Annotated in this window: 19 protein-coding genes and 1 pseudogene; 9 read left to right on the top strand and 11 right to left on the bottom strand. The window is 71.1% G+C overall.

Annotated features, from left to right (window positions below; all coding sequences use genetic code 11):
- Positions 1-163: 163 nt before the first annotated feature.
- From ETP66_RS12130 to ETP66_RS03960, 3 genes and pseudogenes are all read left to right on the top strand, one after another.
- Positions 164-376 (top strand): annotated as a pseudogene (locus tag ETP66_RS12130) (AAA family ATPase); the annotation flags it as partial.
- A 98-nt stretch (positions 377-474) separates the two neighbouring features.
- Entirely contained in the window at positions 475-1,233 is a 759-nt protein-coding gene (locus tag ETP66_RS12135; RefSeq protein WP_236630090.1) for an ATP-binding protein, read from the top strand.
- A 206-nt stretch (positions 1,234-1,439) separates the two neighbouring features.
- Positions 1,440-2,642 (top strand): thiolase family protein, encoded by a 1,203-nt coding sequence (locus ETP66_RS03960; protein WP_130840845.1) that lies wholly within the window; start codon positions 1,440-1,442, stop codon positions 2,640-2,642.
- Between the two features lie 25 nt (positions 2,643-2,667).
- Here ETP66_RS03960 and pxpB read toward each other — a convergent pair whose 3' ends face one another.
- A complete protein-coding gene (pxpB, locus tag ETP66_RS03965) occupies positions 2,668-4,191 on the bottom strand; it encodes a 5-oxoprolinase subunit PxpB (protein ID WP_130840847.1) in 1,524 nt (507 codons plus the stop codon).
- 66 nt (positions 4,192-4,257) lie between these two features.
- On the opposite strand from pxpB, the gene ETP66_RS03970 reads away from it, so the two are divergent.
- Positions 4,258-5,805 carry an acyl-CoA dehydrogenase family protein gene (locus ETP66_RS03970; RefSeq protein WP_130840849.1) on the top strand — a complete coding sequence of 516 codons (1,548 nt, stop codon included), beginning with the start codon at positions 4,258-4,260 and terminating at the stop codon, positions 5,803-5,805.
- Here ETP66_RS03970 and ETP66_RS03975 read toward each other — a convergent pair.
- Both ETP66_RS03975 and ETP66_RS03980 read right to left on the bottom strand, forming a co-directional pair.
- Positions 5,778-7,490: an aldehyde ferredoxin oxidoreductase C-terminal domain-containing protein gene (locus ETP66_RS03975; protein WP_130840851.1), complete on the bottom strand. Its 1,713-nt coding sequence runs from the start codon at positions 7,488-7,490 to the stop codon at positions 5,778-5,780. The genes ETP66_RS03970 and ETP66_RS03975 overlap by 28 nt on opposite strands.
- 51 nt (positions 7,491-7,541) lie before the next feature.
- Positions 7,542-9,215 carry an ABC-ATPase domain-containing protein gene (locus ETP66_RS03980; RefSeq protein ID WP_130840853.1) on the bottom strand — a complete coding sequence of 558 codons (1,674 nt, stop codon included), beginning with the start codon at positions 9,213-9,215 and terminating at the stop codon, positions 7,542-7,544.
- A gap of 102 nt (positions 9,216-9,317) precedes the next feature.
- Between ETP66_RS03980 and ETP66_RS03985 the strand changes: the two genes are divergently transcribed.
- Together ETP66_RS03985 and ETP66_RS03990 are read left to right on the top strand one after the other, a co-directional pair.
- Positions 9,318-10,706 carry a selenium-binding protein SBP56-related protein gene (locus tag ETP66_RS03985; protein WP_130840855.1) on the top strand — a complete coding sequence of 463 codons (1,389 nt, stop codon included), beginning with the start codon at positions 9,318-9,320 and terminating at the stop codon, positions 10,704-10,706.
- Complete coding sequence (locus ETP66_RS03990; RefSeq protein ID WP_130840857.1) at positions 10,706-11,293, top strand: hypothetical protein; 588 nt, start codon at positions 10,706-10,708, stop codon at positions 11,291-11,293. Before ETP66_RS03985 ends, ETP66_RS03990 begins: the two co-directional genes overlap by 1 nt.
- 209 nt (positions 11,294-11,502) lie before the next feature.
- On the opposite strand, the gene ETP66_RS03995 is transcribed toward ETP66_RS03990, so the two are convergent.
- Positions 11,503-12,822 (bottom strand): aminotransferase class III-fold pyridoxal phosphate-dependent enzyme, encoded by a 1,320-nt coding sequence (locus tag ETP66_RS03995; RefSeq protein WP_130840859.1) that lies wholly within the window; start codon positions 12,820-12,822, stop codon positions 11,503-11,505.
- 33 nt (positions 12,823-12,855) lie between these two features.
- Between ETP66_RS03995 and galK the strand changes: the two genes are divergently transcribed.
- Positions 12,856-13,899: a galactokinase gene (galK, locus tag ETP66_RS04000; protein ID WP_130840861.1), complete on the top strand. Its 1,044-nt coding sequence runs from the start codon at positions 12,856-12,858 to the stop codon at positions 13,897-13,899.
- On the opposite strand, the gene ETP66_RS04005 is transcribed toward galK, so the two are convergent.
- Genes ETP66_RS04005 through ETP66_RS04020 form a run of 4 tightly spaced genes read right to left on the bottom strand, consistent with a single transcriptional unit; the run spans position 13,886 to position 17,991 of the window.
- A complete protein-coding gene (locus tag ETP66_RS04005; RefSeq protein WP_130840863.1) occupies positions 13,886-14,716 on the bottom strand; it encodes an FAD binding domain-containing protein in 831 nt (276 codons plus the stop codon). The genes galK and ETP66_RS04005 overlap by 14 nt on opposite strands.
- A 10-nt stretch (positions 14,717-14,726) precedes the next feature.
- Positions 14,727-17,084, bottom strand: coding sequence for a xanthine dehydrogenase family protein molybdopterin-binding subunit (locus tag ETP66_RS04010; protein WP_130840864.1), 2,358 nt, complete (start codon positions 17,082-17,084; stop codon positions 14,727-14,729).
- 12 nt (positions 17,085-17,096) lie between these two features.
- Complete coding sequence (locus ETP66_RS04015) at positions 17,097-17,582, bottom strand: (2Fe-2S)-binding protein (protein ID WP_130840866.1); 486 nt, start codon at positions 17,580-17,582, stop codon at positions 17,097-17,099.
- Complete coding sequence (locus ETP66_RS04020) at positions 17,563-17,991, bottom strand: SRPBCC family protein (protein ID WP_161569064.1); 429 nt, start codon at positions 17,989-17,991, stop codon at positions 17,563-17,565. The genes ETP66_RS04015 and ETP66_RS04020 overlap by 20 nt, the downstream gene beginning before the upstream one ends.
- Before the next feature lie 134 nt (positions 17,992-18,125).
- On the opposite strand from ETP66_RS04020, the gene ETP66_RS04025 reads away from it, so the two are divergent.
- Both ETP66_RS04025 and ETP66_RS04030 read left to right on the top strand, forming a co-directional pair.
- Positions 18,126-19,190 carry an XdhC family protein gene (locus tag ETP66_RS04025; protein ID WP_130840870.1) on the top strand — a complete coding sequence of 355 codons (1,065 nt, stop codon included), beginning with the start codon at positions 18,126-18,128 and terminating at the stop codon, positions 19,188-19,190.
- A complete protein-coding gene (locus ETP66_RS04030) occupies positions 19,187-19,957 on the top strand; it encodes a nucleotidyltransferase family protein (protein WP_130840872.1) in 771 nt (256 codons plus the stop codon). Before ETP66_RS04025 ends, ETP66_RS04030 begins: the two co-directional genes overlap by 4 nt.
- Here the strand turns inward: ETP66_RS04030 and ETP66_RS04035 are convergent.
- Genes ETP66_RS04035 through ETP66_RS04045 form a run of 3 tightly spaced genes read right to left on the bottom strand, consistent with a single transcriptional unit; the run spans position 19,932 to position 23,012 of the window.
- Complete coding sequence (locus tag ETP66_RS04035; RefSeq protein ID WP_145964254.1) at positions 19,932-21,011, bottom strand: VWA domain-containing protein; 1,080 nt, start codon at positions 21,009-21,011, stop codon at positions 19,932-19,934. The genes ETP66_RS04030 and ETP66_RS04035 overlap by 26 nt on opposite strands.
- A gap of 21 nt (positions 21,012-21,032) precedes the next feature.
- Positions 21,033-21,923, bottom strand: coding sequence for an AAA family ATPase (locus ETP66_RS04040; protein ID WP_269089299.1), 891 nt, complete (start codon positions 21,921-21,923; stop codon positions 21,033-21,035).
- A gap of 9 nt (positions 21,924-21,932) precedes the next feature.
- Positions 21,933-23,012: a TRAP transporter substrate-binding protein gene (locus ETP66_RS04045; protein ID WP_130840876.1), complete on the bottom strand. Its 1,080-nt coding sequence runs from the start codon at positions 23,010-23,012 to the stop codon at positions 21,933-21,935.
- Positions 23,013-23,019: the final 7 nt, after the last annotated feature.

A 23,019-nucleotide genomic window follows, 5' to 3' on the forward strand; every position in this document is an offset into this window, starting at 1 on the left:
TCAAATGTGGTGGCCAATTACAATATTTTGACATCTCCATGTTAGCTTTTCTAGTGTGATAGCCCGCCGCCTCCTATCCCTCCTGGAAGCCCGCCTGGGGCAGGCACCCGTGGTGGTCCTCACGGGGCCGCGGCAGGCGGGCAAGACCACCCTGGCCCTGGAGGTGGGTGGGCGCATGGGCGCCCTCTACCTGGACCTGGAGTCCGAGCGGGACCGGGGCAAGCTAGGGGAGGCCGAGCCCTACCTGGAGGGCCACCTGGACCGCCTGGTGATCCTGGACGAGGTGCACCGCATGCCCCAGCTCTTTCCCCTCCTCCGCAGCCTAGTGGACCGGGCCCGGCGGGAGGGCAGGCGGGCGGGGCTTTACCTCCTCCTGGGCTCCGTCTCCCCGGAGGTCTCCCCGCAGGCGGGGGAGAGCCTGGCGGGGCGGGCCGGGCCAGCCACCTGGAGCTCGCCCCCTTCGATCCCCTGGAGGTGGGCCCCGAGGCCCTGGAGCGCCTTTGGCTCCGGGGCGGCTTCCCCGAAAGCTTTCTGGCGGAAGGGGAGGAAGCGAGCCTCCGCTGGCGGCGGGATTTCCTGCGGGCCTACGTGGAGCGGGAGATCCCCCTCCTCGGGGGGAGGTTGCCCGCCGAAGCGGTGCGCCGCCTCCTCACCATGCTGGCCCACCTCCAGGGGGAGACCCTGAACCTCAGCCGTCTAGCCGGGAACCTGGGCCTGGATGGGCGGACCGTGGCCCGCCACCTGGACTTTCTGGTGGACCTCTACCTCCTGCGGCGCTTGCCCCCCTACGAGGCCAACGTGGGCAAGCGCCTGGTGAAAAGCCCCAAGCTCTACCTGCGGGATAGCGGCCTGGTCCACGCCCTCCTGGGCCCGGGGGACCTCGAGGCCCTCCTGGGCCACCCCGTGGTGGGGGCGAGCTGGGAGGGCTTTGCCGTGGAGAACCTGCTGCGGGTGGCCCCTGAAGGGGTGGAGGGTTTCTTCTACCGCACCCACGCCGGGGCGGAGGTGGACCTCCTCCTGCGCTGGCCCTCGGGAGCTCTCTGGGCGGTGGAGGTGAAGCGGAGCCTAACCCCGAAGCCCTCCCGGGGCTTCCACGAGGCCCTGAAGGACCTCTCCCCCGAGGCCGCCTTTGTGGTCTACCCCGGGGAGGAGGCCTTTCCCCTGGGGAGGGGGGTGGAGGCCATCCCCTTGCCCGCCCTCATGGAGCGGCTCTGGCGGAAGGCTTGGGCATAGGCGGGTTCACCCGCACGGGCACCCCCCCTCCCGCCTCAGAACACATGGGCACCTACGGCGCCACGGTTCGGGAGGAGGTGGTCCGGGCCCCTACCTGGCCTCCCAGGAGGTAGCCCCCGAAGGCCCCTGGCCCACCCCCGTTGCGCCCTTGACCCGCCCCCTTCGGGGGCGCTAAACTGTTACCGACCGTTCGGTCGGGAGGCCTCATGCCCGAAGCCTGGATTGTGGAAGCCCTGAGAACCCCCATCGGCAAGCACGGAGGGGCCCTGGCCGGCGTGCGCCCCGACGACCTTCTGGCCCACGCCCTGGCTGCCCTCATGGAACGGAGTGGGGTACCCAAGGAGGCGGTGGAGGACGTCTACGCGGGTTGCGCCAACCAAGCCGGGGAGGACAACCGCAACGTGGCCCGCATGGCCCTTCTCCTCGCAGGCTTCCCCGTGGAGGTGGCGGGCTGCACCGTGAACCGCCTTTGCGGCTCGGGCCTCGAGGCCGTGGCCCAGGCCGCCCGGGCCCTCTGGGCCGGGGAGGGACAGGTCTACATCGGGGCCGGGGTGGAGTCCATGTCCCGGGCCCCCTTCGTGGTGCCCAAGGGGGAAAGGCCCTTCCCCACCGGCAACCAGGTGATGTACGACACCACCCTGGGCTGGCGGCTGGTGAACCCCAGGATGCAGGCCCTCTACGGCACGGAGAGCATGGGGGAAACCGCGGAGAACCTGGCGGAGATGTACGGGATCCCCCGGGAGGAACAGGACCGCTTCGCCCTCCTCTCCCACCAGAAGGCCCTCCGGGCCTGGGACGAGGGCCGCTTTCGGGAAGAGGTGGTCCCGGTGCCTGTGCGGCGGGGCAAGGAGGAAACCCTGGTGGCGGTGGACGAGGGCCCCAGGCGGGACACCTCCCTGGAACGCCTGGCCCAGCTCCGGCCCGTCTTCCGGGAAGGGGGCACGGTGACCGCGGGGAACTCCAGCCCCCTGAACGACGGGGCAGCGGCGGTCCTCCTGGTTTCCGACGGCTACGCCAAGGCCCACGGCCTCAAGCCCCTGGCCCGCATCCGGGCCCTGGCCGTAGCCGGGGTGCCTCCCCGGATCATGGGCATCGGGCCGGTTCCCGCCACCAAGAAGGCCCTGGAGCGGGCGGGGCTTTCCCTGGACGACATCGGCCTCATCGAGCTCAACGAGGCTTTCGCCGCCCAGAGCCTGGCGGTCCTGAGGGAGTGGGGGCTGGATATGGAAGACCCCCGCCTGAACCCGAACGGGGGGGCCATCGCCCTGGGCCACCCCCTGGGAGCCTCGGGGGCCCGGATCCTCACCACCCTGGTCCACGAGATGGGGCGGCGGGACGTCCCGTTCGGGCTGGCCACCATGTGCATCGGGGTGGGCCAGGGGATTGCCCTGGTGGTGGAGCGGCTTTAGCCCTTTGGGGAAGGTGGTCTTCTCTCTACGCCCAGGGGATCCGTGTTCCCATGTGGTTTATTTCACGATTTCGTTCGCTAGTGAAAAAAAGCTCTGCACCAGGCCAGACCTGGCCCAAAAGCCACAGGTCCCGCGGGTCCACCCGCACCGGCTTGGCGTAGCCTCCCAGGCTCCCCTTGTCTACCAGGAGGACCAGCGGCCGGCCCGAAGGAGGCACCTGTACCCCGCCCAGAGGAGTGGCCTCGGAAAGCCCCTCCCCCCCCGGCACCTCGGGGCCCGCGAGCTCCACCCCCATGCGGTCCGCGCGGGCCACCCGGAAGGGCGCGGCGAGGAAGGCCCTCCAGGCCTCCTCCGTGAACTGCGGCCCAGGAAGAAGGCGAAGGCGGAAGGGGTACGGCAGGGGAACCTGCGCGAAGGCCATCCCCGGACGGACGGGCCGTTCCTCCCCAAGCCCCAGCACATCCCCAGCCCGTAAGGGGCGGCCGATGCGGCCCCGGAGGTCGGGGGAGGCCGAGCCCAGGAAGGGACGGGCCTCGAGGGCCCCCGCCACCGCCAGGTAGGCCCTCACCCCTTGGCCCCGGGGCACGAACCGCAAGGAGCGCCCCTTGCGCCAGAGAAAGCTCCGCCCCAAAGCCACCTCCTCCCCTTCCAGGAGGAGGGCGAACCCGTACCCCGCCCCCGCCGCCACCAGGTCCCCGAGGGCGGTGAGCACAGGCCCGCGGTAGGCCACCTCCAGGAGGGGCGCACCCGGGGGGTTTCCCAGCAGGCGGTTGGCCAGGCTTGCCGAGCGCGGGTCCAGGGGCCCGGAGCGGGCCAGGCCCAGGTGCCCCGCGAGGAAGCGCCCCCGGTCCACCACCAGATCCAAAAGGCCCGGCTCCTCCACCCGGAAGGCGGGAAGCCTGGGGGCCTCGGGAAGAAGCTCCCAGGGCTCCGGCTCCTTGGGGGTGGGGCCCGCCGCCTCGCGGAAGCGCACCCGGTCCCCGGGGCGGAGGAGAAAAGGCTCTTCCCGGTGGGGGTCGTAAACCGCCACCAGGGCGGTGCCCAGGAGGTGCCAGCCTCCGGGGGACGGCAGGGGGTAGATCCCCGTCTGCGGCCCGGCCATGGCCACGGCGTGGGCGGGCACCCGGGGCCTGGGGTGGGCCCGGCGGGGCAGGCGCAGGGCCTCGTCCACCGGGGCCAGGAAGGGGAACCCTGGGGTGAAGCCCAGGGCGTAGACCCGGTAGAGGGGGGTCTGGTGACGGCGCCGCACCTCCTCCGGGGGGAGGCCGGTGCGGGCGGCCACCTCCAGCAGGTCCTCCCCGTCATACCGGAGGGGCACCTCCACCACCCTGCCCTCTTCCCCACCCTCCTCCGGCACCGGCAGAAGCCGCAGCAAGCGGCCCCGGGCAAGGAGGCGGGGGTCAAGCTCCAGGTAGAGGGTGCCGTAGGCGGGTACGGCCTCCCAAAGCCCCCGGGGAGGGGCTTTGAGGAGGGCGCGGGCCAGGGCCTGGGCCCGGCGGTTGGCCTCCTCGGAGAGGCCCTCCCCGAAGACCAGGTAGAACCCTTCCACCCCCCCACTCTACCCCTGCCTTGACCCGCGCCCCGGGAAAGGGGTAGCCTCCAGGTGGAGGCCCCCATGAAGACCCGCTTTTACAGCCAAGGCGAGGACCACTACGCCCTAGATCCGGACCTAAAAGCGGTACTGGACACCTTCTCCCCTGGGCTCCCTGAGGAGGCGCTCTCCAGCTTCGGCCGCCTCGTGGGGGAAGAGGTGCTGGAGGTGGCCCACCACGTGGACCAAGACGCCCCACCCCGCCTGCAGATGCACGACCTGGACGGGAACCGCATCGACCGGGCCCTCCTCTCCCCCGCCCAAGCCAGCCTTTTGGAGAAGCTCCGTCCCATGGTCCGCCCCGCCTACGAGGGCCGGGGCTGGCCCCTCCACTACGCCTTCGGCTACCTGCTGGCGGACGGGGGGCTTTACTGCATCCTCACCATCACCCATCAGGTGGCCTACGCCCTCCACAAGTACGCCCCCGAGCACGAAGGGGTCAAGCGGGAACTCCTCTACGGAAAGGCCTTCGGGGCCACCTGGATGACGGAGATCCAGGGAGGAAGCGACCTGGGGGCGAACCGCACCCTGGCCCGGGGGGAGGGCACGGCCTGGCGGCTCCATGGGGGGGACAAGTACTTCGCCTCGGGGGCGGGCCTGGCGGACTACGCCATCGTCACCGCCCGGCCGGAAGGGGCCCCCCCTGGCCCCAAGGGCCTGGCCCTCTTCCTCCTGCCCCGGGAGGTAGAGGGGCGGCTCAACTTCACCGTGCGCCGCTTCAAGGAGAAGCTGGCCACCCGGGCGGTGCCCTCGGGGGAGGTGGAGCTGGAAGGGAGCCTCGCCCACCTCATCGGCCAGGCGGAGGAGGGGATCTACTACACCCTGGAAAACCTCACGGTGAGCCGGCTGGCCAACGCGGCCGCTGCCATGGGCATTGCCAAGAAGGCCCACCTCGAGGCCCTCTTCCGGGTAAGGAGGCGGACGGCCTTCGGAAAGCCCCTCCTCCAGCACGACCTCATCCAGCAGGACCTCCTCTGGATGCGCCTGCGTCAGGCAGGAGGCACCGCCTTGGCCTTTTGGGCGGTGGCGGCCTTCGACCGGGCCTGGGAGGAGCGGCCGCCCTACAGCGAGGCTTACCACCTGGCGAGGCTCCTTTCCCACCTGGCCAAGGGGCGCACCGCGGAGCACGCCGCCGCCATCACCCAGCTGGCCATGGAGCTCTTCGGGGGCCTGGGCTTTTTGGAGGAGTACGGGGTGGCCCGCTGGCACCGGGAGGCCCTCATCACCCCCATCTGGGAGGGCCCGGCCAACATCCAGGCCCTGGACATGCTGGAGGCCATCCTCAAAAAGCGGGCCCACGAGCCTTTCCTGGAACTTATCAAGGCAAGCCCCCAGGCCCTGGCCCACGCGGAAGGGGCCCTAAGGCGCCTGGCGCAGGAAGGCCCCTGGTACGCCAAGGAGGCCCTGCGCAGGCTGGCGGACGCCGCCGCCATTTACGCCCTGGAGCGCGTGGGGCAAGAACCCTTTCCCGAGCTGGCCCGGCTCTACGCCCGGGCCTTCCTGGAAGGGGAAACCCTGCCCCCCTCCGCCCAAAGGCCTGAGCTTTACGACCCCTGGTGGAGCCTGTCGTAGAGGAGAGAAAGGTCCTCGGGGCGGAAGCGGGCGGTGTGGCCCTTGGGGGGCACGGGCTCCTCGTAGAAGAAGCGGGGAAGGCGGTCGTCCTCGTGGCTGAAGCCCGCCAGGTGGTTGAAGCGGTGCTCCAGGCGCAAAACCCCTTCCCCGAGCCCGTGCCAGAAGGAAGGGGACAGGTTTGTGCCCAGGGCGGCGTTCACGCTTTCCGCGATGAACGCCACCTGCTTGTTGGTGACGCTCCCCCCGAAGACGCAAAGGCCCAGAGCGTCGTTGGCGGCGGCGTTCACCTGGGCCTGGTAGCTGGCCTCGAGGATCTCCTCCACGGGCATGGCCCGGGTTTCCAGGCGCGGGGCGTTTCCCGCGGTGTGGTCCGCCCCCTGGGCGGTGACCATCATGGTGATCCCCGTGGCCTCCACCACCCGGGGGTCGTAGGCGGAGATGGCCTGGCGCTTGATCACGGGAACCCGCTTGAGGCCTAGAGCCTCCCCCACCCGGGCCGCGCCCTGGGCCAGGAAGCGGGCCTCCTCGCTTGGGGTGTAGAGGGCTTTGAGCCTGGCCTCCATAAAGGCATAGTCCCCCCAGTCCGCCTCCCCCTTTTCCATGAAAAGGGCCAGGGTGGCCCCGGTTTCGATGGTGTCCACCCCCAGGTCGTTGGCCAGGCGGTTGAGGCGGGCGAGCTGGTCCGGGTCGGTGAGGCCACAGTTGGTGCCCAAGAGGCCGATGGTCTCGTACTCCAGGGGGGAGACCACCTCCTCTCCCCTTTCGTCCACGATCACGTTGGAACACCCGATCACGCACCCCGGCATGCAGGCGTGGGTGTGCTTGCCCCCCCGGGCCCGGTTGAGGGGGGCGATGTGCTGCCCGCCCATGCGGAAGTCCTCGGGCGGGGCCAGCCTTCCCTCGCGGAAGTTGCGCACGGGAAGGCCGCCGAAGGCGTTTTGGAAGTCCGCCATGCCCATGGTGCCGATGGCGTTGTAGAACTGCATCACCAAGGGGTCCTGGCGCAAAAGCTCCGCATAGCGGCGGACGGCCCCGGTGACCTTGGGCTTGTCCCAGACCTCCGCCTTCCCCGGCACCTCCACCACGATGGCCTTGACCCGCTTAGCCCCCATCACCGCCCCCACGCCCCCCCGGGCGGCCAGACGGGAGGGGCGGCCATCCGTGTCGGAGAAGGCGATGCCCGAAAGGAGGCCCCCGTACTCCCCCACAGGGCCCAGGAGGGCGAAGGCGATCCTCCGCCCGTAGGCGGCGAAAAGCTTCCGCGCGGCCTCAAAGTTCCCTAAGCCGAGGAGGTCCTCCGCCGGGTCAAAGAAGACCTGGCCCTCCCGGGTGATGCGGAGGACCACCCAGCCGGGGCTTGCCCCCTCGAGGAGCAGGTGGGAAAGCCTCATCTGCCCCAGGGCGTAGCCGAAGGTGCCGCCCCCGTTGGCCTCCTTGATGCCCAGGGTGAGGGGGCTACGGGCGCCCACGCTGGTGCGGTTGGCGTTGGAAAAGCCCGTGCCCGCCAGAGGACCGATGGCGAAGGCCAGGGGGTTCTCCGGGGAAAGGGGGTCAAAGCGCCAGGCCTCCCGTTCCAGGAGGAGCTGCCCCGTGCGGTAGCGCCCGCCATAGGCCACCTCCTCCGGGGCCACCGCTTGCCAGTAGGCCTTGTGCGCCGAAAGGTCAAGCCGCAAAGACCGCCACACCCCGCACCTCCTTGGCCCCCAGGATAACCCCGTGGGGAAAAGGGGAACCGTTTAGCCCTCCACCTGCCGCACCTCCAGAGCCCGCAAGCGGTTCGCCGCCGCCCCCAGGTCCAAGGGGCGCAACCCGGCGAGCTCCGGCGCCTCCTCCAGGGCGAAGAGGTCTTCCCCCCTCAGGACCTCTTCCGCCAGGAGGCGGAGGGGCTTCCGACCATCCGCCAAGCCCTGGAGCCTGCGGAAAAGGCCCCCCAGGGCCCGCACCTGGCCTCCCTCGAAGAGGTCCAGGGCGGAGAGGTCCACCACCTCCTCCCCATAGAGGAGTTCCCGCAGGCCCCGCCCCTTGACCCGGGCTTTTCTACCCCGGCTGGGGTCAAAGCTTTGCGGCAAGGGGGCCCGGTCCACGGGGCGCAAGGGGTAGCGGGGTTCCCCGTAGGTGCGGCCCGTGGGGCGGGCCGCCGCCACCCGTCGGGCCTCCGCCGTGACCTCCTGGGGGCGGTACTCCTCCATGAGGATCACCGTGTCCGCCAGCTCCAGGTAGTCCCCCACGCCCCCCACCACCAGGACCAGGCTCACCCCCAAGGCCCTGAGGTCCCCCACCCGGTCTATGAGGGGGGTGAGGGTTTCCCGGCGCACCAGGGCCTGCATGCGGGCGTCCCGCACCAGGAGGTTGGTGGCGGAGGTGTCCTCGTCCAGGAGGAGGAGGCGCGCCCCGAGCTCCAGGGCCTCCAGGATCCCGGCCGCCAGGCTGGTGGAGCCGGAGGCGTCCTCGGTGGAAAAAAAGGAGGTGTCCTGCCCCCGGGGGAGGTCGTGGACGAAAGGCCTGAGGTCCACGCCCCTGACGCTCCGCCCGTCCTCGGACTGCACCCGCTGGGCGGTGGCCTCGGTCACCACCCACTCCCGCCCGTCCCCAGGCACGTGGGGGAAGACCCCGTGGACCAGGGCCTCGAGGAGGGTCGTCTTCCCGTGGAAGCCCCCGCCGGTGATGAGGGTAAGGCCCTGGGGGATCCCCATGCCCACCACCTCGCCCGCGTGGGGCACCCGGAAGGCCACCCGCAAGGCGGGGGGGCTTTGGAAGGGAACCGCCCCCCGGAGGGGCCTCTGGCTCACCCCGCTTTCCCGGGGAAGGATGGCCCCTTCCCCCACGAAGGCCACGAGGCCCCGCTCAGGGAGGCGCTCCTGGAGGAAGGCGAAGTCCTCCGCCTGGCGCACGTGGCGAAGAAGCGCGGCCCGGTCCAGCTCCGGAAGAAGCCCGCGGAGATGGCCCACCAAGGCGCGGAAAAGCCTTTCCGCCTCCTTGCCCAGGATGCGCCGCCCCGCCGCGGGCAGGCCCACGCGGAAGCGCAGAAAAAGCCCCTCCGGGGCGAGGTGAGCCCCCGCGCGCTTCAGCACCTTGGGGCTTTCCACCTCCACCCGCACCTCCCCCGAGCGGCCGCTGCCCCCGGCGCCTAGGCCGCGGAGGCGGGCCCTGAGGGCCCTGAGGAGGAAGTCCTCCACCGCCACCTTCCCCTCAGGCCGGGTGTGGACCCACAAAGGCTCCAGGAGCCGGGGCGGATAGCGCACCTCCAAGACGCTGGGGGTGGCGAAGGGATCCCCCTGCACGTAGACGAAGCGCAGGTCCAGGTCCTCCCCGCGCCAGACCCCCTTCAGGTCCTTGTAGGCGGGATAGGGGCGGCCCTCGAGGGCCTGCAGGAAGACAGGAAGATCGTCCAGGCAGGACACAGAGGGCATTCTACCCCGGCGGGCCTGAGAGCCCGGGGGGTTTGTGGAAAGATACCCCTTCTGCCTATAGTACAAGGGGTATACTGGGCCCGTACCCAAGGAGGTGAAGCCATGGCCCTTTGGCGACCCGACCCCACCTTCTACCCCACCCCCCGGGCGGCGGCCAAGGCCCCGCCGGAAGAGCTGGCCTACGTGGTCTTCCTGAACGCCGACCGCAGCCAGCCCGACGCCATCCAGGTGGTGGATGTGAACCCCGCCTCCTCCACCTACGGCCAGGTGGTGGGACAGGCCCCAATGCCCTATGCAGGAGGGGAGCTCCACCACTTCGGCTGGAACGCCTGCAGCTCCATGCTCTGTCCCGGGGCCCCCCACCCCCATCTGGAAAGGCGCTACCTGGTGGTCCCCGACATCAAGACCTCCCACATCGCCATCCTGGACACCCGGCCCGACCCCACCCGCCCCCAGGTGGTCAAGGTCATCCCCCCGGAGGAGCTCCACGAGCGCACCGGGTACAGCCGCCCCCATACCGTCCACTGCGGCCCCGAGGGGATCTACATCTCCGCCCTGGGGGGCCCCGAGGGCCAAGGTCCCGGGGGGATCCTGATCCTGGACCACGAGACCTTCGAACCCCTGGGCCGCTGGGAGATCGACCGAGGGGGGCAGTACCTGCACTACGACTTCTGGTGGCACCTGGGGTACGACGTCCTCCTTTCCAGCGAGTGGGGCACCCCGGAGATGGTGGAGGGGGGCGTCCTGGGGGAGGCCCTCCTCCAGGGGCAGTACGGCCGCCGCCTGCACCTTTGGGACCTGCAGGGGAGGCGGCTCCTGCAAACGCTGGACCTGGGCCCCGAGAACCAGATGGTCCTGGAGCTCCGCCCCGCCCACGACCCTACCCGGGCCTACGGCTTCGTGAACGTGGTCCTCTCCCTAAAGGACCTCTCCAGTTCCATCTGGCTCTGGTACCGGCAAAACGGCTCTTGGCAGGTGCGGAAGGTCATCGAGATCCCCGCGGAGCCCGCGGAGGCGGAAGCCCTGCCGGAGATCCTCAGACCCTTTGGGGCCGTACCCCCCCTGGTCACCGACATCGCCCTAAGCGTGGATGACCGCTTCCTCTACGTGGCCTGCTGGGGCACAGGGGAGCTCCGGCAGTACGAGGTCTCCGATCCCTTCCGCCCCCGGCTCACCGGCCGGCTGGAGATCGGGGGCATCCTCCGCAAGGCGGGCCACCCCCAGGCCCCCGGGCCCTTAAACGGCGGCCCCCAGATGGTGGAGGTGAGCCGGGACGGGCGCCGGGTCTACTTCACCAACTCCCTCTACCTTCCCTGGGACGCCCAGTTCTACCCCGAGGGCATCCGGGGCTTTATGGCCAAGGCCCTGGCCCACCCCGAGGGGGGGCTGGCCTGGGACGAGGGGTTCTTCCTGGACCTCGGGCCCCACCGGGCCCACCAGATCCGCCTCCAGGGCGGGGATGCCTCCAGCGACTCCTACTGCTTCCCCTGATGGAACTCTGGACCGGCCTGGCCCTCTTGGGGTTGCTCCACGGCCTGAACCCGGCCATGGGCTGGCTCATGGCCGCGGCCCGGGGGTGGTGGGAGGGGCACTGGCGGGGGGTGGCCCAGGCCCTTCCCCCCATCGGCCTGGGCCACCTGGCGGGGGTGGCCCTCTCCCTTCTCCCCCTCCTGGCCCTGAACCTCCTCCTGCCCCAGGAGTGGGTGCTGGGGCCCGTAGGGCTGGCCTTGGTGGGCCTGGGCCTCCTCCGCTGGCGGAGGGCCCGCCACCCCCGGGTCCGTTCCCAGGCGGGAGGGAAGGAGCTTTTCCTCTGGTCCGGCCTCCTGGCCTTCGGCCACGGGGCCGGGGCCATGCTCCTGCCCCTCTGCCTCTCCGGGCCTCCCCTACCCCTCTTCGGCCTGGAGGCGGTCCTCTTCCACAGCCTGGTGGCTTTCGCCGCCACGGGGGCCGCCGCCTTTTTGGTCTTCCGCCTGGGGGCGGAGGTGATCCCTCGGCTTTGGCCCAACCACGAACGGATCTGGGCCCTAGCCCTCGCGGGCATGGGGTTTTTCAGCCTGGCCAAGGGCCTTTCCGCCTGAGGGCTTAGGGCCGGGTCCCCGGGTGCCCGCGCCCGGCGGTTGCCCCGGCGGGGAGGGCTGGCACCGTCCCTTGCGGACCCCGGCCGCGTGGGGGTCCTGGGGAAGGCGCAGGCACGGCTTCCGCCCCGGGCGGTGGGGAAAGGGGACACGGAGCGAGGGCGCACCCACAGGCCCTTCTGGGGCCCCGTCACGGTGCAAGCCGGTAGGGCTCAGAGGGCTTCCACCTCTACCTGCCAGAGGGCGCGGGAAAGCCGCTCTACACCCTCCAAGAACTCCTCCTCCCGAATGGTGAGGGGCGGGGCCACGAGGAGTACGTTGTGCTTGGCCATGAGGTAGACCCCCTCCCCCAGGAGGGCCCGGAGGAGGGCCCGCATGGGGGGGCTGGGGGGGGCGTGCCAGGGGGAGAGGGGCTCCTTGCTCTTTCGGTCCTTGACCAGCTCCAGGGCGTAGAAGGCCCCTAGCCCCCGCACCTCCCCCACCAGGGGGTGCTGGGCCACCAGGGAGGCCAGGGCCTCCCGGAAAAAGCCCTCCAGGGAGCGGACCCGGGCAAAAATCCCCTCCTCCCGGTAGGCCTCGAGGGCGGCGAGCCCCGCGGCCACCGCCAGGGGATGGCCCGAGTAGGTGTGCCCTGTGGGCAAGGGGTGCTCGTCAAAAAAGCGGGCCAGGCCCTCCCGCACCAGCACCCCGCCCAGGGGCACGTAGGCGGAGGTGACCCCCTTGGCGAAGGTGATGAGGTCGGGCACCACCCGGAAGCGCTCCGCGGCAAAGGCCGCCCCCACGCGGCCAAAACCGGTCATCACCTCGTCGAAGACCAGGAGGATGCCGTGCCGGTCGCAAAGGGCCCGCACCCCCTCCAGGTACCCTTCCGGGTAGACGATGACCCCGTTGGAGCCCACCACCGGCTCCAGGAAGATGGCCGCGACCCGCTGGGGATCCTCGTGGAGGAGGACCCTTTCCAGGTGCTCCAGGGCCCGCCACGCCTCCTCTTTGGGATCCTCCGTGAAAAAGGGGCTCCGGTACGGGTAAGGGGCGAAGAAGTGCACCACCCCCGGCACCCCCGGCTCCGCCGGCCAGCGGCGGTTTTCCCCGGTGAGGCTGGCCGAGGCGTGGGTGGCCCCGTGGAAGGACCGGTAGGCGGCGAGCACCTTGGGCCGCCCGGTGAGGTGGCGGACGAACTTCAGGGCGTCCTCGTTGGCCTCCGTGCCCGAAGGGGTGAAGAAGACCCGGCCCCCCTCGGGCCAGGGGGCGAGGTCGGAGAGGGCCTTCCCCAGGAGGGCCCGCCCGTCGTGGAAGAGGCCCGGGGCGGCGTAGGCGAGCCTTGCGGCCTGCTCCGCAATCGCCCGCACCAGCTTAGGGTGGGCGTGGCCCAGGTTCACCGCCACCAGGCCCGCGGAGAGGTCCAGGTAGCGGCGCCCTTCCCGGTCGTAGAGCCAGACCCCCTCCCCCCGGACCACCACCGGGGCCTCGTGGCCTCCCTGGGCCACCCAGGGGGTGAGGACATGCCTCTTGTGCAGGGTTTTCAGATCCATGCTTTCCGGATTATACGGCCCTAGAATGGGGTCATGGGCTTTCAAGAGGTTTTCGGGGCCCTGCCCGAGGCCAGCGCCCGGGCCCCGGGGCGGGTGAACCTCCTGGGCGAGCACACGGACTACCAGGAGGGCTACGTCCTCCCCACCCCTCTTCCCCTCTTCGCCCACGTGGAGGCGGGCCGGGCCGAGGGACGGGTGGAGGCCTACAGCGAAACCCTCAAGGAGCTTCGGACTAGACCCCTGGGAAGCCCCCCCCAGGGGGACTTCCTGGACTACCTCCTGGGCGTAGTCCACGCCCTCCGGGAGGCGGGGCATGGGGTGCCGGGGGCCCGCTTCTACGTGCGGAGCGAGGTCCCCATAGGGGCCGGGCTCTCCAGCTCCGCGGCCCTGGAGGTGGCCGCCCTCAAGGCCCTCCGGGCCCTCTACCGCCTGCCCCTGGGCGATCTGGAGGTGGCCCTCCTGGCCCAGAAGGCCGAGGTGGCCTACGTGGGGGTGCGCTGCGGGGTCATGGACCAGATGGCGGCAAGCCTGGGGGAGGTGGGCAAAGCCCTCTTCCTGGACACCCGCACCCTGGCCCACGAGAACCTGCCCCTGCCCCCGGGGGTGCGGGTGGCGGTGCTGGACCTGGGCCTGGGGCGCCGCCTGGCGGAAGCGGGGTACAACGAGAGGCGCCAGGAGGCGGAGGAGGCGGCGCGGAGGCTAGGGGTGCGCGCCCTTAGGGACGTGGCCGACCTCTGCCTGGTGGAAAGCCTCCCCCCGCCCCTGGACCGGCGGGCGCGGCACGTGGTGGGGGAGAACCTGCGGGTGCTAAGGGGGGTGGAGGCCCTTAGGCGGGGGGATGCCCGGGCCCTTGGGGAGCTCATGACGCAAAGCCACCACTCCCTGGCCCAGGACTACGGGGTGAGCCTCCCCGAGCTGGACGCCCTGGTGGAGGCCGCCCTGGAGGCCGGGGCCTATGGGGCCAAGCTCACGGGGGCGGGGTTTGGCGGGGCGGTGGTGGCCCTGGTGCCGGAAGCGAGCCTGGCCGCCTTCCGGGAGGCCCTTCTGGCCCGCTTTCCCGGCCTCAGGATCCTATAGCCTGGTCCACGGCCCGCCGGGTGAGGACCCTGAGGAGGTGGAGGCGGTACTCGGCGCTGGCGAAACGGTCCTCGGCCAAGGGGTCCTGGGGGGTATAGTCCCGGAGGGCCTCCTCCAGGGCCTTAAGCCCCTCAGCCTTTAGCCTGTCCTCTACCTCGAGGAGGCGGAAGGGCCGGTAGCCCGCCCCGGTGACCCCGAGGCGCAGGTCCTCCACCCGCTCCCCATCCGCCTTGAGGGCCACGGCCACCCCCACCACGGCGTAGCCCGAGGCGGGATGGGGAAACTTCTGGTAGGCGAAGCGGTACCCGGGGAGGCCGGGAAGCCAGACGCCTACCAGGACCTCCCCGGGGTCCAAGGCCGTCTGGAACATCCCCTGGAAGAAGTCCCGGGCGGGGATCCGCCGCTCCCCCGAAGGCCCCCGGGCCACGATCGCCGCCTCCAGGGCCAGGATGCCCGCTGGGTAGTCCGCGGCGGGGTCGGCGTGGGCCAGGCTTCCCCCCAGGGTGCCCAGGTTGCGCACCGCCGGGTCCCCGATGTGCCGGGCCACCAAGGGTAGGAGGGGCAAGGAGGAGCGCTCCACCTCCCGGTGGGTGGTGAGGGCCCCCACCCAGTGCCCCCCGTCCGCCGGGCGGATACCCCGGAGCTCGGCCAGGCGGCCGATGTCCACCAGGAGGGAAGGGGCGCTCAGGCGGAGCTTCATGGCGGGAAGCAGGGAGTGCCCTCCCGCCAGGAGCTTGGCCTCGGGGTTCTCCGCCAGGATCCTCAACGCCTCGTCCAGGCTCGTAGCCCGCACGTACCGGAAGCTTGCCGGATACATAACCGCCTCCCTAGTCGGCGGCCGCCGGGGTCTTCTCCCGGATGGCCCGCCAGACCTTCTCCGGCGTTAGGGGGATGTCCAGGTGCCGGATGCCGAAAGGTCTCAGGGCATCCATCACCGCGTTGGCCACCGCCGCCGTGGCCACGATGGTCCCCGCCTCCCCCACCCCCTTCACCCCCAGGGGGTTCACCGGGGTGGGGGTCACGGTGTGGCCGTGCTCCACCCTGGGGAGGTGGTGGGCCCGGGGCATGGCGTACTCCATGTAGGTCCCGGTGAGGAGCTGCCCCCCCTCGTCGTAAAAAGCCTCCTCCAGGAGGGCCTGGCCGATCCCTTGGGCCACGCCCCCCTCCACCTGGCCCCTCACCAGGAGGGGGTTGATCTGGTTGCCGCAGTCGTCCACGGCCACGTAGCGCAGGAGCTTCACCTCTCCGGTATCGGGATCCACCTCCACTACCGCCGCGTGGGTGCCGAAGGGGAAGACGAAGTTGGCGGGGTCGAAGAAGGCGCTGGCCTCGAGGCCCGGCTCCATCCCCTCGGGGAGGTTGTGGGCCAGGTAGGCCTGGAGGGCCACCTCCTGGAAGGTCTTCCCCCTGCCCGGCACGCCCTTGACCTCAAACCGCCCCTCCCGGAACTCCAGATCCTCCGGGGCCACCTCCAGGAGGTGGGCGGCGATGTGCCGGGCCTTCTCCAGGACCTTCTCCGCTGCTCGGTAGATGGCCGCGGCCCCCACGGGGGCGCTGCGGGAACCGTAGGTGCCCATGCCGAAGGGGATCCGTCCCGTATCCCCGTGGACGATCTCCACGTCCTCCAGACCCACCCCGAAGAGATCGGCCACCACCTGGGCGAAGGCCGTCTCATGCCCCTGGCCGTGGCTGTGGCTGCCGGTGTAGACCTCCACCTTGCCCGTAGGGGCCACCCGGATGAGGGCGCTCTCCCAAAGCCCCGCCTGGGCCCCGAGCTGCCCCACCACCTTGGAGGGGGCGAGGCCGCAGGCCTCGATGTAGGAAGCGAGGCCGATGCCCAGGTAGCGTCCCTGCTTCCTGAGCTCCTCCTGCTCCCTGCGCCAAGTCTCGTAGCCCAGAAGTTCCAGGGCCTTGTCCAAAGCGGCCGCATAGTCCCCGGAGTCGTAGACCAGGGCCACGGGGGTGGGGTAGGGGAAGGCGTCCTTGGGGATGTAGTTCTGGCGGCGGATCTCCGCGGGGTCCAGGCCGAGCTCCTGGGCCGCCAGGTCCACCAGGCGCTCCAGCAAATAGCAGGCCTCGGGCCGCCCCGCGCCCCGGTAGGCGTCCACGGGCACGGTGTTGGTGAGGACCCCGGTCACGTGGGCATGGATGGCAGGGATACGGTACTGGCCGGAAAGCAGGGTGCCGTAGAGGTAGGTGGGGATAGCGGGAGCGAAGAGGGAAAGGTAGGCCCCCATGTTGGCCAGGGTCCGCACCCTTAGGGCCAGGATGCGCCCTTCCCCGTCCAAGGCCATCTCGGCCTCGGTGGCATGGTCGCGCCCCTGGGCGTCGGAGACAAAGCTCTCCGAGCGGCGGGCGGTCCACCTCACGGGCCGGCCCAGAAGCCTCGCCGCCAGGAGAACCGCCGTCTCTTCGGGATACGGGAAGATCTTGCTGCCGAAGCCCCCGCCCACGTCCGGGGCCACCACCCGGAGCTTGTGCTCGGGGATGCCCAGGATGAAGGCCGCGTGCATGAGGCGGTGGACGTGGGGGTTCTGGCTGGTGGTGTAGAGGGTGTACTCCCCGGTCCCCGGGTGGTACTGGGCCAGGGAAGCCCGGGGCTCGATGGCGTTGGGGATGAGGCGCTGCTGCCTGAGCTTTAGCCGGACCACCTTGTGGGCCTTGCGGAAGGCTTCCTCCACCGCCTGGGCGTCCCCGATCTCCCAGGTGAAGGCTACGTTCCCTGGGGCTTCGGAGTGAAGCTGGGGGGCCCCGGGGGCCAAGGCCCGCTCCACGTCGGCCACGGCGGGCAGGGGCTCGTAGTCCACCTCCACCAGGAGGGCGGCGTCCTCGGCCTGGGCCCGGGTCTCGGCCACCACCACGGCCACGACCTCCCCCACGTGGTGGACCTCCTCCTTGGCCACCACCGGCCTCGGAGGGATCCTGAGGGTGGGCAGGAGCCAGCCCACGGGCATGGGCCGCACCCCCTCCCGGGCGAAGTCCTCCCCGGTGAGGACCCTGAGGACCCCCGGGGCCTGTAGGGCCTTCTCCACCCTGACGCCCTGGATGCGGGCATGGGCGTAGGGGGAACGCACGAAGGCCACATGCACCGTCCCCGGAAGGACGATGTCGTCCACGTAGGTGCCCTTACCCGTGAGGAAGCGCAGGTCCTCCTTCCGCTTGACCGCCTGTCCCACGAAGGCCATACCCCTCACCTCCTAGTCCGCCGCCTGGGGCTGGCGCATCCTTCCCGCCGCCCAGAGCACTGCCTCCACGATCCCCTGGTAGCCCGTGCAGCGGCAGAGGTTCCCCTCCAAATAGCGCCGCACCTCCTCCTCCGTGGGGCTGGGGTTTTCCTGGAGAAGGGCGTAGGCGGCCATGACCATCCCCGGGGTGCAGAAGCCGCACTGGAGGCCGTGCTTTTCCCGGAAGCCCTCCTGGATGGGGTGGAGGCCGTCTTGGGAAAGCCCCTCTATGGTGAGGACCTCGAGGCCGTCCGCCTGCACCGCCAAGAGCGTGCAGCTCCGCACCGCCTTCCCCTCCAAGAGCACCGTGCAGGCCCCGCACTGGGAGGTATCGCACCCCACGTGGGTCCCCGTGAGGCCCAGGACCTCCCGCAGGTACTGGACGAGGAGCATCCTGGGCTCTACCTGGTGCCGGTACTCCGCCCCGTTCACCCGCAGCCTAACCGGTACCCGCTCCATACCGCCTCCCTAGTTCCGCTTCCAGGTTCCGAAAAAACTGGTCTAAAAGCCCCTGAGCCGCCCCCAGGAGGAGCCGGCCGCCCAAGGCGGCCAGTCCCCCCATGAGCCGGGCCTCCCCTTCGTAGCGCATTCGGGTAGCCCCCTCGGCCTCCTCCAGGAAAAGCCGCCCCTCCCCCTCGGCCCGGCCCACAGGGCTTTCCACGCTGAGGCGCAGAGCCAGGGTTTCCGGAGGGCAACGCTCCCGCACCTCCACCTGGCCGCGAAACTGCCCCTTGAAGGGCCCCAAGGCCAGCTCCAAGACCGTCCGGTACCGCCCTTGCCCCTCAGCCACCAGCTCCTTCACCCCGGGCAGGGTACGGCCGAGGACCTGGGGATCCTCCAGGGCCCTAAAAAGGGTTTCGCGCGCCACCCCAAATGGCTTCTCCCCTTGAAGGCGCATGGTAAAGGTAAACCTCAATATAGACCTGCCCTTAAAACCCTGTCAACGCCCAAAGGCACACTTCCCGCAAGCCCGAGAGCAGGGTGCTATGCTAAGGACACGCCATGACCGCGATCGAGCGCCAGGAGCTCCTAGGCGCCCTCAGGGAGTCCCCTGGAGGGGTCCTGGCCACGGTGGTCTGGGTCCGGGGATCGGCCTACCGCCGGGAGGGGGCCAAGATGCTCGTCCGCCCCGACGCCACCACGGTGTGCAGCCTCTCCGGGGGCTGCCTGGAGCCCGACGTGGCCCAGCGGGCCCTGGAGGTGATGCGCACGGGGAGGCCCCTGAGGGTGGCCTACGATCTGGAGGAGGACGCGGTCTGGGGCCTGGGCCTGGGGTGCGGGGGCAGCGTGGAGGTCTACCTGGAGCCCCTGGCCGACCCCCTCCTCCTGGCCTTCCTGGAGAGCTTGGAAGGGGACGGACCCAGCCTCCTCGCCACCCCCCTTTCCGGAGGGGAAGGGCGGCTCCTCTTCCGGGAGGGACGCTGGCAGGGGAAGATCCGCCCCCAGGCGCTGGAGGCAAGGGTGCGGGCAGAAGCGGAAAGGCTCCTCCTCCAGGCCCACCCCCGGGCCAAGCGCCTAGACCTGGAGGAAGCCCAGGTCTTCCTAGACCCCCACGCCCCTCCCCTGGAACTGGTCCTCTTCGGCGGAGGGCATGACGCCATCCCCCTGGCCGCTTTGGGACGCCGCTACGGCTTCAAGGTGACGGTGGTGGACCCCCGGGCGGCCTACGTGCACGAGGGGAGCTTCCCCGGGTGCCGCCTGGTCCTCGCCCACCCCGAAGGCCTCCCCGAAGGCCTCCTCACGGAGAGGAGTTACGCGGTCATCATGAACCACCACCTGGAACGGGACCGGAAGACCCTGGCCTACGCCCTGCGCTCTGCGGCCCCCTACGTGGGGGTCCTGGGGCCCAGGGATCGCTTCCACAAGCTCCGGGATGCCCTGGAGGCTGAGGGTTTCCCCTTCACCCCCGAGGTCCTGCAGCGCATCCACAACCCCGTGGGCCTGGACATCGGGGCCGAGGGGCCGGAGGAGATCGCCCTCTCCGTGCTGGCCGAGATCCTGGCCGCATCCCGGGGCTACGGAGGCGGCCCTCTGAGGGAGCGCCCCGGGAAGATCCACAAGGGGTGATCCACGGCCTCCTCCTCGCTGCCGGGGCCTCCAGGCGCCTCGGAGTCCCCAAGCTCCTCCTGCCCGCCCCTGGGGGTACCCTCCTCCGCCGGGCGGCCCGGCTCCTGCGGGAGGCGGTGCCTGGGAAAGTGGTGGTGGTCCTGGGTCGGGAGGCCTTCCTCCATCGCCGGGCACTGGAGGGACTCAAGGGGGTGCGGGCGGTGGCAAACCCCCACCCCTCCCTGGGCCTTTCGCAAAGCCTGAAACGGGGGCTCGGCGCCCTCCCCCCGGGGCCGGTGCTGGCGGTGCCCGCGGACCAGGCGGGCCTGGAGGCTGGTCACCTCCGGGCCCTTCTCGAGGCCTTCCGCGAACCCGGGGTCCTGGCGGCCCGGGGAGGGGAAGCCTTAAGCCCTGCGGTCCTGGGGGAGGCGGCCCGGCGGCGGGCAGGGACCCTGGCGGGGGACCGGGGGGCCAAAGGGCTTCTCCTGGAGCTCGGCGCCGGGCTCGTGGACCTCGGTGAGGGGGTGTGGTCCTGGGACGTGGACACCTGGGAGGACTACAAGGCCCTCCTCCGGGCCTGGGGCTGGCGCCCAGAGGGCCTCCCTCTCCCGGAAAGGACCCCCTACCCTGCCCTCCTCGCCCGCCCCCGGGAGCAGCTCGGACCCGCCTGGTTGGCCTATGGCCGGGCCGGGGCCTACCGAGGGGCGTTCGGTCTCCTCCTCGCCCACCCCGACCGGCTGGCCCTCCTCTCCCGGGCAGCCCTCACCCTCCTGGACCTAGGGCTTTGAGCCTACGTAGAAAAGCCCGGATCTCTTCCAGGGTGCCCAGGGGCCAGAGGGCGTCCAGAAACGGCAGGGCCGCCCGCATGCCCCGGGCCTCGGGGGCGTACCCGGGAAGGCCCGCCAGGGGGTTGAGCCAGAAGATCCGGCGGACGCGCCGGCGGAGGACCCTAAGGGCCCTGGCCACCTCCTTGGGTTCCCCCTGGTCCAGGCCATCGCTCAGAACGAAGAGGAGGCACCGCCGGCCCAGCCGCCTGCCCTCCCGCTCCGCAAGGCCCTGCAAGGCCGCCCCCAGCCGGGTGCCCCCCGCGAAGTCCTCCGCCAGGCGGCCCAGCTCGGGGAGGGCCCCCCGGGGTTCCAGGCCCAGGAGAGGGGTGATGCGGGTGAGCCGGGTGCCAAAGGCGTAGGCCTCCAGGGGGAACCCCCGGGCCCAGAGAGCCTGGAGGAGCAGGAAAAGCCCCCGGGCGTAGGGGGCCATGGAGCCCGAGACATCGAGGAGGAAGTAAAACCGGTAGGGCCGCCTCAGGGGAGCGCGGAAGCGAAGCTCCACCCACTCCCCCAGGCGGAGAGCCCGGCGCAAGGTGGCCGGGAGGTGGAGTCTTTCCCCCTTAAGCCCAGGCCGCCTGCGGCGCACCCGGGCCCTGGGCGGGGGAAAGGCTAGGGCCCGCAGAAGATCCCCTAAAAGCTCGTACTCCCGGGGGGTCAAGGCCTCCAGGGGCCAGCGCCGGAGGCGTTCCAGAGGGCTGTAAGCCCCCCGAAGGGCCCCCTCCCCTTCCTCCTCCCCCCGGGCCGCCACGGCAAAGGCTCCGGCAGCCCGGGGGGCGGAAAGGGGCCAGGCGGCCCCCAGACCGAAGTAGCGGCGGAAGGCCCGGTCAAAGGCTGCCTGCTCCTCCCGGCGTACGGCGAGGAGGGCCCGGGCGGCCTGGTAAAAGGTCTCCCAACGCCAGGGCAGGTGGGGCAGGGCCTCGAGCCAGGCCTGGACCTGGCCCCTTCCCGGCCGGACCCCTTCCTGCCGCAAAGCGGCCACAAAACCCAAAAGCCCCCTCGTCAGGGCCTCTTCCAAGGGAGGCAGGGGAACCATGGCCTAAAGGGCGGCCAGCAAGGAGGGCAGGCGCTCCCGCACCCGCTCCACGTCCTCCCGCGTTTTGAGGAGAGCCCCGAGGAAAGGCTCCAAGACCCTGGGATCCAGGTCCCCCGCCCCCGCGGCCACCAGGGCCGACCCCAGGTCCAGGGCCTCGGCCACACCCGGGGGCTTCAGAAGCCCCAGGCCCCGGACCGCCTGCACCAGACGGACCAGGCCCTCGGCCAGCCGGGCGGGGAGCTCGGGCAGGCGGAGGTGGACGATCCTGAGCTCCTTCTCCAGGGAGGGGTAGTCGATCCAGTAGTAGACGCAGCGGCGCCTTAGGGCATCGTGCAACTCCCGGGTGCGGTTGGAAGTGAGGACCACCGCCGGGCGGAAGGGGGCCCGGATGGTCCCCAGCTCCGGCACGCTCACCTGGAACTCGGAGAGCACCTCTAAAAGGAAGGCCTCAAAGGCCTCGTCGGTGCGGTCCACCTCGTCGATGAGGAGCACGGCCCGGCCCACCTCCAGGGCCTGAAGCACGGGCCTCTTGAGGAGGAACTCCTCCCGGTAGATGCTCCGGTGAAGCCTTTCCCGGTCCCGCTCCCCCAGGGCCTCCAAAAGGCGCACCTCCAGAAGCTGCCGGGCGTGGTCCCACTCGTAGAGGGCCTGCTCCAGCTCCAGCCCCTCGTAGCACTGGAGGCGGAAAAGGGGCACCCCCAGGCCCTGGGCCAGGACCCGGGCCACCTCGGTCTTCCCCACCCCGGGTTCCCCCTCCAAAAGGAGAGGCCGCCCCAGGCGCAAGGCGAGGAAGATGGCCGTGGCCAGGCCCTCTTCGGCCACGTAGCGCTCCCCCTCCAAGAGGCGCCAGACCGCCTCCGGGCTTTCCAGGGGGAAGGCCGGGGGAGACACCACGACCCCATTCTATGCGCCCGAGGGAAAGGCGAAGGTTTCGTAGCCCAGTTCCGCCACAGCGAACCAGCGGAACTGCTCCCCCCGGAAGGCCCAGTAGGCGGCGTAGACCCTGCGGTAGGCGGCGTCCCTGGCCGCCTGCTCCTCGTAGAGGGCCCGGGCCTCCTCCTGGGCTCGCCGCAGGATCTCCGTGGACCAGCGGCGCAGGAGCACCCCCGCCCGGAGGAGCCGCCCCAGGGCCGGGGGGTTCTGGGCGTCGTACTTGGCCATCATGGTGAGGTTGACCTCCGCCGCCGCCACCTGGAAGGCCTCCTGGAACTCCCGGGGCAGGCGCGCCCACTCCCTTTGGGAGACGAGGAAGGAAAGCTGGGCGGAAGGCTCCCAGAAGGAGGGGTAGTAGTAGTAACGGGCCACCCGGTGGAAGCCCAGCCGCTCGTCGTCGTAGGGGCCGCTGAACTCGGCGGCGTCGATGGCCCCCCGCTCCAAGGCCGGGTAGATGTCCCCCGCCGCCAGGGTCTGGGGCACCACCCCCAGGCGGCCCATCAGGGTCCCCCCCAGGCCCGGGATACGCATCCGGAGGCCCCGGAGATCGGCGAGGGCCCGGACCTCCCGGCGGAACCAGCCTCCCATCTGGGCCCCGGTGTTGCCCCCAGGGAACTGGAGCACCCCGAAGTCCGCGTACACCTGGCGGAGGAGCTCCAGCCCCCCGCCGAAGAGCATCCAGGCGTTGTGCTGTCGGTAGGTCATGCCGAAGGGCACGCCCCCGTCGAAGGCCAAGGTGGGGTTCTTGCCGATAAAAAAGGGGCCGTAGGTGTGCCCCGCCTCCACCGTCCCCGCCTGGACCGCGTCCAGTACCTGCCCCCCTGGCACGATCTCCCCCGCCTGGAAGACCCGGATCTGGAAGCGGCCCTCGGTCAGCTCCGCCACCCGCTTGGCCAGGTCCTCGGCGCCGCCAAAGAGGGTATCCAGGCTCCGGGGGTAGCTGGACACCAAGCGCCAGCGCACCTGGGGGGTAGCCTGGGCGAAGGCCGCGTAGGAGAGGCTCGCCGCCACACCCACCCCTGCCCGCCTCAGGAAATTCCTCCGGTCCATAGGCTCC

The sequence above is a fragment of the Thermus thermamylovorans genome (assembly GCF_004307015.1).
Taxonomy (GTDB): domain Bacteria; phylum Deinococcota; class Deinococci; order Deinococcales; family Thermaceae; genus Thermus; species Thermus thermamylovorans.